The following is a 12,487-nucleotide window of genomic DNA, read 5'->3' on the forward strand; positions in this document are numbered from 1 at the left end:
CCTCCGGACCCACCCCGGAACGCGAGGATGACCGGCAGCAGCACCCACGGCGCGAGCATCATCGGCCATGTCTCCGACGAGATCGCGCCGAGCGTGGTCAACACCCGCGGCGACAACGCGAACGCAATGGCGCCCAGCACCCGTGAGGTCGGCGTACCGATGCGCAGGGCCTCGGCCACGCGCAACACACCCCAGAACCCGACGGTCAGCACCAGCGCCCACCACAGCCGCTGCGTCACCCAGCCGGGAATCTCGAGCAGGTCGCCGAGCAGGAAGAACGTCCCTTGGGGAAACAGATAGCCGTACGCTTGGTTCTGGGCCTGCCCGAACGGCAGGTCGCTGTTCCACAGGTCGAACGCGCGGGTCAGGAACCGCAGCGGATTGGCCGTCAGGTCCAGTTTGGTGTCGGGTGAGATCTGTCCGGGCGACTGGGCGAAGGTCAGGAGCAGAGCTACCGCGCCGACGAGCCACAGCCAGCGCCGTCGCAACGGCGTGACCGAGGCTACGGACGCATCAACTGCGGTTGCCGTACTCGACCCTGTTGAGCACTGACGACGCCGGATCGCCCGCCTGCAGCGGAGGCTTCGTGTCCTGCTGCACCATCAGCGTCACCCCGAACACGGCAGCCGCGCCCAGCAGCAGGCCGACGACGATGCTGGCCGCCGCGGGCACGAGAAACCGATCCATGGCCGCCAAACTAGCACGATGCGTGTGCTGCTCGATCGTTGCTGCATCGACCGGCTACTGTCGGGGCCTATGGTCACACGCACGACGGTGCCGAGAGCACTGACCGGGGTGCTGGCGGCGGCGTCGCTGCTGGTGGGCTGCGCGTCTCCGGCGCAGGAACCTGCCGCGGGTCCCCGCTCGACGGTGACGATGGCCGCCGGTCCGGTACCGCCGGCCGTGGTGCCCCCACCGGCCGCTCCGGCCCCGCCGGCGTGCGGCGACCCGAACGCGGTCGTCGCATCGATGTCGACCCGCGACAAACTCGCCCAGCTGCTCATGGTGGGCGTGACCGGAGCCGCGGACGCCCGCGCGGTCGCCGACAGCCATCACGTCGGCGGCATCATGGTCGGCAGCTGGACGGACCTGTCGATGCTGTCCGACGGTTCGCTGTCGGACATCGCTGCCGGGGCGGGACCACTGCCGTTGGCGGTCAGCGTGGACGAAGAGGGCGGCCGGGTGTCGCGACTGTCCAGCCTGATCGGCTCCCAACCCTCGCCCCGGGTGCTGGCACGCACCAGCAGCCCCGAGGAGGTCCGCCAGATCGCCGCCGATCGCGGCCGCCAGATGCGGGCCATGGGCATCACCATCGACTTCGCACCCGTCGTCGACGTCACCGACGCCGCCGACAACTCGGTGATCGGCGACCGGTCGTTCGGCTCGGACCCCACCGTGGTCACCGACTTCGCCGGGGCCTACGCGCAGGGCCTGCGCGACGCCGGCATCCTGCCCGTCCTCAAGCACTTCCCAGGTCATGGCCAAGCCTCGGGCGACTCGCATGCCGAAGGTGTCGTGACACCGCCGCTGGAGCAGCTGCTGGACCAGGATCTGGTGCCCTACCGCACGCTGACCTCCGCGGCACCGGTCGGCGTCATGGTCGGCCACATGCAGGTCCCCGGCCTGACCGGCAGCGAGCCGGCCAGCCTGAGCCCGGCTGCCTACGCGCTGCTGCGCTCCGGTGACTACGGCGGCCCACCGTTCGCGGGTCCGGTCTTCACCGACGATCTGTCGAGCATGCGCGCGATCAGCGACCGATTCGGCGTCCCCGACGCCGTGCTGCGTGGTTTGCAGGCCGGCGCCGACGTGGCGCTGTGGGTGACCACGGCGGAGGTACCGGCGGTGCTCGACCGGCTCGAGGCGGCGGTTGCTGCCGGTGAATTGACGCTGCCCAACGTCGACGCGTCGGTGCGGCGGGTGGTGGCGATGAAGGGGCCCTCGCCGCGCTGCGGCGGCTGAACGGCCAGTCGATGCTTACCCTGGGGTGAAAAGCTCGCTGTACTCCGGTGAACTTCTTCTCCGGTGAACACTGTCGGGTGAACAGTGCTCTCGGTCCCACGGACCCGCTCAGGAAGGCTCGCGCATGGCAGGTGGAACCAAACGGTTACCCCGTGCGGTGCGGGAGCAGCAGATGCTCGATGCCGCGGTACAGATGTTCTCGGTCAACGGCTACCACGAGACGTCCATGGATGCCATCGCGGCGACCGCGCAGATCAGCAAGCCGATGCTCTACCTCTACTACGGCTCCAAAGAGGAACTGTTCGGGGCGTGCCTGGATCGCGAGCTGCGCAGGTTCGTCGACGAGGTCCGCGACAAGATCGACTTCGACGAGGCCCCCAAGGAGCTGTTGCGCAACGCGGTCTCGGCGTTCCTGCGCTACATCGACGAGCACCGAGCCTCCTGGATGGTGCTCTACACCCAGGCGACGAGTTCGCAGCGCTTCGCCCACACGGTCCGGGAAGGTCGTGAACGCATCATCGACCTGGTCGGCCGGCTGCTGCGCACCGGAACCCGTTTCCCGGGGCCGGACACCGATTTCGACATGATGGCCGTCGCGCTGGTGGGGGCCGGCGAGGCGGTGGCGTCGCGGGTCAGCACCGGAGACGCCGATGTGGACGACGCCGCCCAGCTGATGATCAACCTGTTCTGGCTCGGACTCAAAGGTGCGCCGTCCGACGGGGCCGGGCCGGTCCCGGACACCGATTTCGGCACCGGAACCGACGCGGACGCCGTCACCCGCGCGTGAGCGGGCTGACCTTTCCGGTCAGATGTGGATAGCCCTTCGACAGGTGGCGCAGCGTCAGCTCCCAGCCGTCCTGGTCGCGCTCGACGTACAGACCGGCCGTCGCCGGTAGCACCACGGGTTTGGCGAAGCGCACCGAGTAACTCACCGCATCCGGCAGTTGGCCCTCGATGTTGGCCAGCACCGCGGCGGCGCTGTACATGCCGTGGGCGATGACGGTCGGGAATCCGAACAGCTTCGCGGCGATCGCATTGGTGTGGATCGGGTTGTGGTCGCCGCCGACCGATGCGTAGTGGCGGATCTCGCCGGGAGTGATGCGCAGCACCGCGTTGGGTGGACCCAGCTTGGGCTGCTTCTCCGGCGCCGGCTTGGGCTCATCCGACAAGCTCGTCCGCTGCTGGTGCAGGAACGTCGTGACCTGATGCCACGCCACGTCGTTGCCGACCTTGATGTCGGTGACGATATCGACCAGCAGACCCTTGCGGTGCTCCCGCAGGTTCTCGGCGTGCACCGCGGCGTCGATGGTGTCGGTCACCGAGATGGGCCGGTACTGGGTGATGTGGTTCTCCAGATGCACCGAGCCCATCGCGGCGAACGGGAAGTCGAAACTGGTCACCAGCGACATCACCGTCGGGAACGTCAGCGCGAACGGATACGTCAGCGGCACCTGGTCACCGAACCGCAGACCCGTCACACCCGCGTACGCGGCGACGTGATCGGGGTCGATGCTCAGATCCGACACCGTCAACGTGCGGTTCGGCAGGCTCTCGCCGCGCGGTACGAACGGCAGCGCGCCTGCAGCGGCCCAGAACAGGTTCTTCAGCCCGGAGGGCTGTGCGCCTTCACTCATGGTTGCTCGATTCGTTCGCAAGCGTCACTCATGAACTCTCACGCACCCAGCATGGCCTGGCCGCAGACCCGGATCGTGTTGGCGGTCACCGCGTTGGAGGCCGGGCTGGCGAAGTAGGCGATGGCCTCGGCGACGTCCACCGGCTGGCCGCCCTGGAACAGCGAGTTGAGGCGGCGGCCGACCTCACGGGTGGCCAGCGGGATCGCCTCGGTCATCTTGGTCTCGATGAAGCCGGGGGCGACGGCATTGATCGTGATGCCCTTCTCGCCGAACTGGGGGGCCAGCGCCTCGGTGAGGCCGATCATGCCCGCCTTCGTCGCCGCATAGTTGGTCTGCCCGCGGTTGCCGGCGATGCCTGCCATCGACGACAGGCCGACGATGCGGCCGCCCTCACCGATGGTGCCGTTGCCCACCAACCCTTCGGACAGCTGCAGCGGTGCCAGCAGGTTCACTGCGATCACGCTGTCCCACCGGGACTCGTCCATGTTCGCCAGCAGCTTGTCGCGGGTGATCCCGGCATTGTTGACCAGGATGTCGAGCTTGCCTTCGTAGTGCTGGCCCACGTGTTCGGTGATGCGGTCGACCGCGTCGGCGGCGGTGACGTCCAGGGTCAGCGCGGTGCCGCCGATCTTGGTTGCGGCCTCGGCGAGGGCCTCAGCGGTGTCGGGCATGTCGACGGCGATGACCTTGGCGCCGTCGCGGGCGAACACCTCGGCGATCGTGGCGCCGATCCCGCGCGCGGCGCCGGTGACCAGGGCGACCTTGCCGTCGAGCGGACGGTCCCAGTCCGCCGGCGGGGTGGAGTCGGCCGCGCCGACGTAGAACACCTGTCCGTCCACGTAGGCCGACTTCGCCGACAGCAGGAAACGCAGCGTCGACTCCAGTCCGGTGGCCGCCGGTTTCGCGTCGGCCGCGAGGTACACCAGCGCGACGGTCGAGCCGTTGCGCAGTTCCTTGCCCAGCGACCGGGTGAAGCCCTCCAGCGCGCGCTGGGCGATGCGTTCCCCGACTGAGCCGGCCTGCTCGGGCGTGGTGCCGACGACGACGACCCGCCCGCTGTGGCCGAGGTTGCGCAGCAGTGGGGTGAAGAACTCGTAGAGCTGCTTGAGATCCGCGGGCTCGGTGATGCCGGTGGCGTCGAAGACCAGCCCGCCGAACTTGTCGGCCCACCGACCGCCGAGGTTGTCGCCGACGATGTCGTAGTCCTCGGCCAGTGCGGCGCGCATCGGCTCGATGACGCGGCCCGCCCCGCCGATCAGCAGGGAACCGGCCAGCGGCTCCTGGCCGGGCCGGTAGCGGCGCAGCGGCTCGGGCTGCGGGACTCCGAGTTGTTTGGCCAGGAACGAACCGGGGCCGGAGTTGACGACTTGGGACAGGAGATCGGAAGCCACAGCGCTGCCTTTCGCGTGAGTCGAGGTGCACGGTCATTCGTGCCGCGTTGGACGCGGCCGGGTGTTGGGTACCCCACTGTCGTGTCGATCACGAACTTACTCCAGAGTAAGAACGGTGGGTAGTATGACCCTCGACACTGCAATGTTCCTCGCGACGCCGGGAGGCAGACGTGGCTGAGACCAAGAACACCCGCCGAGTGGCCATTCTCGGAGGTAACCGGATCCCGTTTGCGCGGGCCGACGGCGCGTACGCGCACGCATCGAACCAGGACATGTTCACCGCCGTCCTGGACGGTTTGGCCGATCGTTTCGACCTGAAGGGCACCAAACTCGACGCGGTGATCGGCGGCGCGGTGCTCAAGCACAGCCGTGACTTCAACCTGATGCGCGAATGCGTGCTGGGCAGTTCGCTGTCGTCCTACACGCCGGCCTTCGACCTGCAGCAGGCCTGCGGCACCGGCCTGCAGGCGGCGATCGCGGCAGCCGACGGCATCGCGATGGGCCGCTACGAGGCGGCTGCCGCCGGCGGGGTGGACACCGCCTCCGACGCTCCCATCGCGTTCGGCAACGATCTGCGCCGGGTGTTGCTCGGTCTGCGCCGGGCGAAGTCGAACGTCGACCGCCTCAAGCTGGTCGGCAAGCTGCCAGCCTCGGTCGGTGTCGAGATCCCGGTGAACAGCGAGCCGCGCACCGGGATGTCGATGGGCGAACACGCCGCGGTCACCGCCAAGGAGATGGGCGTCAAGCGCGTCGATCAGGACGAGCTCGCCGCGGCCAGTCACCGCAACATGGCCGCCGCGTACGACCGCGGTTTCTTCGACGACCTCGTGTCGCCGTTCCTGGGTCTCTACCGCGACAACAACCTGCGCGCCGACTCGTCCCCGGAGAAGCTGGCCAAGCTCAAGCCCGTGTTCGGGGTGCGCAACGGGGACGCGACGATGACGGCCGGCAACTCGACGCCGCTGACCGACGGCGCCTCGGTGGCGTTGCTGGCCTCCGAGGAGTGGGCTGCGGAGCGCTCCATCCCCGTGCTGGCCTACTTCGTCGACGGCCAGACCGCCGCGGTGGACTACGTCAACGGCCGCGACGGACTGCTGATGGCGCCGACCTACGCGGTTCCGCGGATGCTGGCGCGCAACGGGCTGACATTGCAGGACTTCGACTTCTACGAGATCCACGAGGCCTTCGCGTCGGTCGTGCTGGCCACCCTGGCGGCCTGGGAGTCCGAGGAATACTGCAAGGAGCGGTTGGGCCTGGACAGCGCGCTGGGATCCATCGACCGGTCCAAGCTCAACGTCAACGGTTCGTCGCTGGCGGCGGGTCATCCGTTCGCGGCGACCGGCGGGCGCATCCTGGCGCAGCTGGCCAAGCAGCTGGCCGAGAAGAAGGCTGACACGGGGCAGCCGGTGCGTGGTCTGATCTCCGTCTGCGCCGCCGGTGGGCAGGGTGTCACCGCGATTCTCGAGGCGTAAGAAATTTCTTTCGCCGCCCTGTAACGCGGGGCTGTGAGAGGTCGATACACGGGATAGCTCCGTGTTGCCGTCTGACCCCCCGACCCGACGGCAACACGGGGTTTTTCTGTTCCGGGCGGAATCGTCGGCGCTACAGTCCAGGCATGCAGATCAGCATGTTCGGGCAGCTCTCCGGCCTCGGCGACGGGTCGCCGATCGACGCCACCGTGGAGTTCCTGACGCTGTTACGCGACGAGGGCTTCGGCCGGGTCTGGATGAGCCAGCTGCCCTACGAGCCTGATCTGCTCACCGTGCTGGCCGTGGCATTGCATGAGGTCGATCGCATCGAGGTGGCCAGTGGAGTGGTGCCGATTCAGAACGTGCATCCGATGCTGATGGCGCAGCGGGCGCTGACGCTCAACCTGGCCTGCGGTGGTCGTTTCCTGCTCGGGCTCGGGATGACGCACGCCGCGGTGACCGAGGGCATGTGGGGCATCCCCTGGGACAAGCCGGTGCGTCGGCTCGGCGAGTACCTCGACGGCCTGCTGCCGCTGCTGGCCGGGGAGGCGGCCGATGCGCCCGGGCAGACGGTCACCACCCGCGGCGCGCTGATGATCCCCGGCGCACCGCGTCCGGACGTGTACATCGCCGCACTGGGTCCGCAGCTGCTGCGGCTGGCGGGCCGGCGCACGTCGGGCACGTGCACGTGGATGACCGGACCGCAGACGCTGCGCGGTCACGTCAGCCCCACCCTGCGCCAGGCGGCCGCCGATGCGGGCCGCCCCGAGGGTGCGGTCCGCGTCGTCGCGGCCCTGCCGGTGGCCGTCACCGACGACGTCGACGGGGCGCGCGGGCAGGCCGCGGAGCAGTTCGCCGTCTACGGCACGTTGCCGTCCTACCGCGCGATGCTGGAGCGCGAGGGCTACGACGGGCCGGCTGACGCCGCGATCATCGGCGACGAGGCGACGGTGCGCGACCGCCTCGACGAGGTGCGGGCCGCCGGCGTCGACGAGTTCGTCGCCGCGCCGTTCGACAGCTCACCGGAAGGGCGTGCCCGAACCCGCGCCCTGCTGCGTGACTACGCGCCCGACAACTGACATTCGCCCCCTGGTGTGAGACGTATCACAGGGGTAGCATCGACCGCACGACGGGTTCGGGAGTGACCTATCCGAAGAGCCGAACAAGGGATGAAAGTCGGCCGCGCGAGACTGATGTGACGCGCCCACAGTCCTCCCGAACCCGCCCTTATTCGCTGTCGTGGCAGCTCTTTTCGGCCGTGGTAACCCACGAGCCGTCACACCGCACGAGCCGTCACACCCCACGAGCCGTCACACCCCACGAGCCGTCACACCCCACGAGCCGTCACACCCCACGAGCGGTCGCACCGTGTGAGCAGTGTCCGATTGAGGACGGATCCACCCCGGCCCGCCGAGATCCGACTTCTGCTGAGGACTTCTCGCGCTATGCCTGCAGAACTCGGCTCTCGACGCAAGACGCCCCCGGGAAGAGTCCGGGGGCGTCTTGGTCGGTTGGGGCGAACGGTCAGAACGCCGCCTCGTCCAGCTCCATGACCTCGTTGTCGAGGTTGTCCAAGATGGACCGGGTGCTGGTGAGCATCGGCAGGACGTTCTTGGCGAAGAACGACGCCACCGCGACCTTGCCCTCGTAGAAGGCGCGGTCGTCACCCTGCGCACCGGCGTCGAGCTTCTCGATGGCCACTGCTGCCTGCTTGGAAAGCAGCCAGCCGATCATCAGATCGCCGACGCTCATCAGGAACCGCACCGAGCCCAGGCCGACCTTGTAGATGCTGGCCTGATCCTCCTGCGCGGCCATCAGGTAGCCGGTCAGCGTGGCGGCCATGCCCTGCACGTCCTCCAGCGCGGTGGCCAGCAGCGCACGTTCGGCCTTGAGCCGGCCGTTGCCGGTCTCGGACTTCACGAACTGCTCGATCTGGCCGGCCACGTGCCCCAGCGCCACACCCTTGTCGCGGACGATCTTGCGGAAGAAGAAGTCCTGCGCCTGGATGGCGGTGGTGCCTTCGTAGAGCGAGTCGATCTTGGCGTCGCGGATGTACTGCTCGATCGGGTAGTCCTGCAGGAAGCCGGATCCGCCGAGGGTCTGCAGGCTCTCGGTGAGCTTGGCGTAGGCCTGCTCGGAGCCCACACCCTTGACGATCGGCAGCAGCAGATCGTTGACCTTGACGGCCAGCTCCGGCTCGATGTCGTGCAGCGTCTTGGCGACCTCCGCGTCCTGATGGGTCGCGGTGAACAGGTACAGCGCGCGCAGGCCCTCGGCGTATGCCTTCTGGGTCATCAGCGAGCGGCGCACATCCGGGTGGTGCGTGATGGTGACGCGCGGCGCGGTCTTGTCGGTCATCTGCGTCAGGTCCGCGCCCTGCACCCGCTCCTTGGCGTACTCGAGCGCGTTGAGGTAGCCGGTGGACAGCGTGGCGATCGCCTTGGTGCCCACCATCATCCGGGCCTGCTCGATGACGTCGAACATCTGCGCGATGCCGTCGTGCACCTCGCCGACCAGCCAGCCCACGGCGGGGGTGCCGTGCTGGCCCAGCGACAGCTCGCAGGTCGCGGAGACCTTCAGGCCCATCTTGTGCTCGACGTTGGTGACGAACACGCCGTTGCGCTCGCCGGGTTCACCGGTCTCGGGATCGAAGTGGAACTTCGGCACGAAGAACAGCGACAGACCCTTGGTGCCGGGGCCGGCGCCCTCGGGGCGGGCCAGCACCAGGTGCATGATGTTCTCGAACAGGTCATCGGAGTCGGCCGAGGTGATGAAGCGCTTCACGCCGTCGATGTGCCAGGTGCCGTCGGCCTGCTGGACCGCCTTGGTGCGGCCGGCGCCCACGTCGGAGCCGGCATCCGGCTCGGTCAGCACCATGGTCGAGCCCCAGCCGCGGTCGGCGGCGAGCTTGGCCCACTTCTTCTGCTCCTCGGTGCCGAGGTGATAGAAGATGTCGGCGAATCCGGCGCCCATCGCGTACATGTACACCGCGGGGTTGGCGCCGAGAATGTGCTCCTGCAGCGCCCAGGACAGAGCGCTGGGCATCGGGGTGCCGCCGAGCTCCTCGTCGATGCCGAGCTTGTCCCAGCCGCCTTCGATGACCGCGCGCACCGACTTCTTGAACCCCTCGGGCAGCGTGACGGTGTGGGTCTTGGGATCGAAGACGGGCGGGTTGCGGTCGCCCTCTTCGAAGGACTCGGCAACCGGACCCTCGGCGAGACGGGCCATTTCGGCCAGCATCTCGGTGGCGGTCTCGGCGTCGAAATCGGCGTAGGCACCGGTGCCGAGCACCCTGTCGACGCCGTACACCTCGAACAGGTTGAATACCTGGTCGCGAACATTGCTCTTGTAGTGGCCCACGGGTTTCCTCCTCATCGAGAACGCCACTTGCGGTTGGGTACTCGGGACAAGTTACCCACCAGTAACTGTGCGTAACTATACCGGCTGGTAACTTCAACGCAAGATGACTGTGGGCGATTTCCCGCCTCCGACCAACCGAGCGGTTGGCCGACCTGCGCTTCGCCGCCCCTGCGGGCTTCTGAGCTGCACCTTTCCTGATTTGTGATGCTGGTCACGTGGCGCTGGATATGGTGGCCGGGTGCTGTCGCAACTCGGGGTCGCGGTGTGGGGAACGGGCAACATGGGGACGACGGCGATCCGGTCGCTGACGGCCTTTCCGGGGCTGCGGTTGACCGGTGTCATCACCTCGTCCGGGGACAAGGCCGGCCGGGATGCCGCCGCGTTCGCCGGCCTGGACACACAGACCGGGATCGCCGCGACAACCGACGTGGCGGCGGCGCTGGCCGACTGCGACGCGGTGGCCTACATGGCCTCCGGGGACATCCGCCCCGACGAGGCCGTCGCCGACATCGAACGCTGTCTGCGATCCGGCGCCCACGTGGTCACCCCGTCGCTGTACTCGCTCTACGATCCGCGCTCCGCGCCGCCAGACTGGGTGCAGCGGTTGACCGCCGCCGCCGAGGAGGGGCGCGCCACGCTCCTGGTCAGCGGCGTCGACCCCGGGTGGGGCAACGACGCACTGGCGGTGACGGCAGCCGGGCTGTGCACCCGCATCCGAACGATCACGTGCCAGGAGATCTTCGACTACTCGACGTACAACCAACCGTTCGCGGTCACGGTGTCCTGCGGTTTCGGCGGCTCGATGGACGAGACGCCGATGATGCTGCTGCCGACCATTCCGACGATGGTGTGGGGCGGCAACATCCGCCTGATCGGCCGCGGCCTGGGCATCGAGATCGACGACATCACCGAGGAGGTCGAACGCGTCGCGCTGGAGCACACCGTCGAGACGGTGCTGGGGTCGTTCGAGAAGGGCACGCAGGGGGCGTTCTACCTCAAGGTCATCGGATGGTCGGCGGGCCGACGGCGGGTCGTCATCGAGCACATCACCCGGATCCATCCCTCGTGCGCACCGCAATGGCCACAACCCGACGACGCCGCCAGCGGCGGGGCCGGCGACCACCGGGTGATCGTGGACGGCGACCCGCAACTGACCATCGTCGTCCGCGCCGACGTGCCGGGCGGCACCCGCGCCGACGGCGGCAACACCACCGCCACCAACCGGCTGCTCGGTGCCCTGCCCTGGCTGGCCGAACAGAAACCGGGCATCTACGACGGCCTCGACGTTCCGCTGCATCCCCCGCTGCCCCCGCAGCTGGAGGCGCAGCGCTGGACCTGACGCCGGCTACTTGTGGGCGAGCTGCTTGTTGACCAGCCGGGTCAGCCAGCCGGGGGAGAACCGTGAGGCCAGTGCCAGCGTCTTGGCCTGTGCGCCGACCGGGAAGTGCACCTGGCGCAGCGTGCGTCGCGTCCACGGCGCATCCACCGCGGCGACGATGTCGTCGGCGATGTCCTGTGCGGTGAGCCGGATCCCCAGCGACTGCGTGGTTCCGGTGGACACCCCTTTGGTCATCGCGGTGTTGACGTAGAGCGGCCACATGTCGATCACGCGGATGTCGTGGCCGGCCCACTCGATGTTCAGCGCTTCGGTGATGGCCCGCACGTAGAACTTGGTGGCGCTGTAGTTGGCGAGCTCGGCCTGCCCGTAGATCGCCGACGCCGACGCCAGGTTGATCACCGTGGAGCCCGGGGTGCGCTGCAGGAACGGGAACCCGACATGCAGACCGTTGACGACGCCCTTGACGTTGACATCGATGTCGCGGTGGTGCGTCGCGAGCGGGATCTCTTCGAAGGCGCCGGCGGTGAGCAGCCCGGCGTTGTTGATCATCACGTCCAGCCGGTCACCGGCGGCCGCGAAGAACTCGGCCAGTCGGGTGGACATCTCCTCGACGTCGGTGACGTCGAGATGGCCCACCGCTCCGGTGCCGCCGACGGCGGCGATGTCCGCCTCGAGCACCTTCAGCCCGGCCTCGTCGAGGTCATACCCTCCGACGAAGTAGCCACGGCGGGCGAAGTTCAGTGCGGTCGCCCGGCCGATACCGGTGGCGGCCCCGGTGATGAACACCGATTTCTTCACTCGAATTCTCCTTCCAGAGCGGCTGGCGTCATGAGTTGAGTTGCCAGACCGCGAAATTCAGCGACAGCGCGAACGCCGACCACAACAGATAGGGCACCAGCATCGCGCCGGCCGGCCGGCTCAACCGCCAGAACATCACCACCGTGGCGATCAGGACCACCAGCAGGACGCTGAGCTCGGCGAACGCGATGCCGCGCCAGCCGAGGCCGAAGAACAGCGGCGTCCACGCCGCGTTGAGCACCAGCTGCACAGCGTAGAACGTCAGCGCCAGGCGCGACCGGACCGAGGGGCCGGTACGCCACACCAGCCAGGCCGCCACCGCCATCAGCAGATACAGCACCGTCCACGTCGGACCGAACACCCAGGACGGCGGCGCCCACGACGGCTGCTCGAGACGGCCGTACTCTTCGGACGCACGGCTGCTCGCCAGCCCGCCCAGCCCCGAGGCCACCGCGACGGCGACCAGCGAGACCGCCAACGCAAGCAGCGATTTCGGCCGGGTTCGCGAGGATTCGGCCACCATGGTCTGTCACCGTA

Annotated in this window: 12 protein-coding genes; 5 read left to right on the plus strand and 7 right to left on the minus strand. The window is 68.4% G+C overall.

Features of this window, described 5'->3' with window-relative positions; genetic code table 11:
* Positions 1 to 488, minus strand: a 488-nt coding sequence (locus J3476_RS20425) for an alpha-(1->3)-arabinofuranosyltransferase family protein (protein WP_207068191.1), incomplete at its 3' end; no start/stop codon positions are given.
* A gap of 25 nt (positions 489 to 513) precedes the next feature.
* A complete protein-coding gene (locus J3476_RS20430; protein WP_152515025.1) occupies positions 514 to 687 on the minus strand; it encodes a DUF2613 domain-containing protein in 174 nt (57 codons plus the stop codon).
* A 69-nt stretch (positions 688 to 756) separates the two neighbouring features.
* Here J3476_RS20430 and J3476_RS20435 point away from each other — a divergent pair, with 69 nt between their 5' ends.
* Together J3476_RS20435 and J3476_RS20440 are read left to right on the plus strand one after the other, a co-directional pair.
* Complete coding sequence (locus tag J3476_RS20435; protein ID WP_207068192.1) at positions 757 to 1,959, plus strand: glycoside hydrolase family 3 N-terminal domain-containing protein; 1,203 nt, start codon at positions 757 to 759, stop codon at positions 1,957 to 1,959.
* Positions 1,960 to 2,083: 124 nt separating this feature from the next.
* Positions 2,084 to 2,746 carry a TetR/AcrR family transcriptional regulator gene (locus J3476_RS20440; protein WP_207068193.1) on the plus strand — a complete coding sequence of 221 codons (663 nt, stop codon included), beginning with the start codon at positions 2,084 to 2,086 and terminating at the stop codon, positions 2,744 to 2,746.
* Here J3476_RS20440 and J3476_RS20445 read toward each other — a convergent pair.
* The gene (locus J3476_RS20445; protein ID WP_207068194.1) at positions 2,733 to 3,593 is read right to left on the minus strand and encodes a MaoC/PaaZ C-terminal domain-containing protein; all 861 of its coding nucleotides are present in this window, start codon (positions 3,591 to 3,593) and stop codon (positions 2,733 to 2,735) included. The genes J3476_RS20440 and J3476_RS20445 overlap by 14 nt on opposite strands.
* A gap of 38 nt (positions 3,594 to 3,631) precedes the next feature.
* Entirely contained in the window at positions 3,632 to 4,984 is a 1,353-nt protein-coding gene (locus J3476_RS20450) for a 3-oxoacyl-ACP reductase (RefSeq protein WP_207068195.1), read from the minus strand.
* 170 nt (positions 4,985 to 5,154) lie between these two features.
* Between J3476_RS20450 and J3476_RS20455 the strand changes: the two genes are divergently transcribed.
* Together J3476_RS20455 and J3476_RS20460 are read left to right on the plus strand one after the other, a co-directional pair.
* Positions 5,155 to 6,456, plus strand: a complete 1,302-nt coding sequence (locus J3476_RS20455; protein ID WP_207068196.1) for an acetyl-CoA C-acetyltransferase — start codon at positions 5,155 to 5,157, stop codon at positions 6,454 to 6,456.
* A 143-nt stretch (positions 6,457 to 6,599) separates the two neighbouring features.
* A complete protein-coding gene (locus J3476_RS20460) occupies positions 6,600 to 7,532 on the plus strand; it encodes a TIGR03564 family F420-dependent LLM class oxidoreductase (RefSeq protein ID WP_207068197.1) in 933 nt (310 codons plus the stop codon).
* A 445-nt stretch (positions 7,533 to 7,977) separates the two neighbouring features.
* Here the strand turns inward: J3476_RS20460 and J3476_RS20465 are convergent, their stop codons facing one another.
* Positions 7,978 to 9,813 carry an acyl-CoA dehydrogenase gene (locus J3476_RS20465; RefSeq protein ID WP_207068198.1) on the minus strand — a complete coding sequence of 612 codons (1,836 nt, stop codon included), beginning with the start codon at positions 9,811 to 9,813 and terminating at the stop codon, positions 7,978 to 7,980.
* Positions 9,814 to 10,054: 241 nt separating this feature from the next.
* Between J3476_RS20465 and J3476_RS20470 the strand changes: the two genes are divergently transcribed.
* Entirely contained in the window at positions 10,055 to 11,152 is a 1,098-nt protein-coding gene (locus J3476_RS20470; RefSeq protein WP_373889099.1) for a dihydrodipicolinate reductase, read from the plus strand.
* 6 nt (positions 11,153 to 11,158) lie between these two features.
* On the opposite strand, the gene J3476_RS20475 is transcribed toward J3476_RS20470, so the two are convergent.
* Positions 11,159 to 11,950, minus strand: coding sequence for an SDR family oxidoreductase (locus tag J3476_RS20475; protein ID WP_207068200.1), 792 nt, complete (start codon positions 11,948 to 11,950; stop codon positions 11,159 to 11,161).
* A gap of 28 nt (positions 11,951 to 11,978) precedes the next feature.
* A complete protein-coding gene (locus J3476_RS20480; protein ID WP_207068201.1) occupies positions 11,979 to 12,473 on the minus strand; it encodes a TspO/MBR family protein in 495 nt (164 codons plus the stop codon).
* Positions 12,474 to 12,487 lie beyond the last annotated feature (14 nt).

Origin of the sequence: Mycobacterium sp. PO1 (genome assembly GCF_017312405.1) — a bacterium.
Classification (GTDB): Bacteria; Actinomycetota; Actinomycetes; order Mycobacteriales; family Mycobacteriaceae; genus Mycobacterium.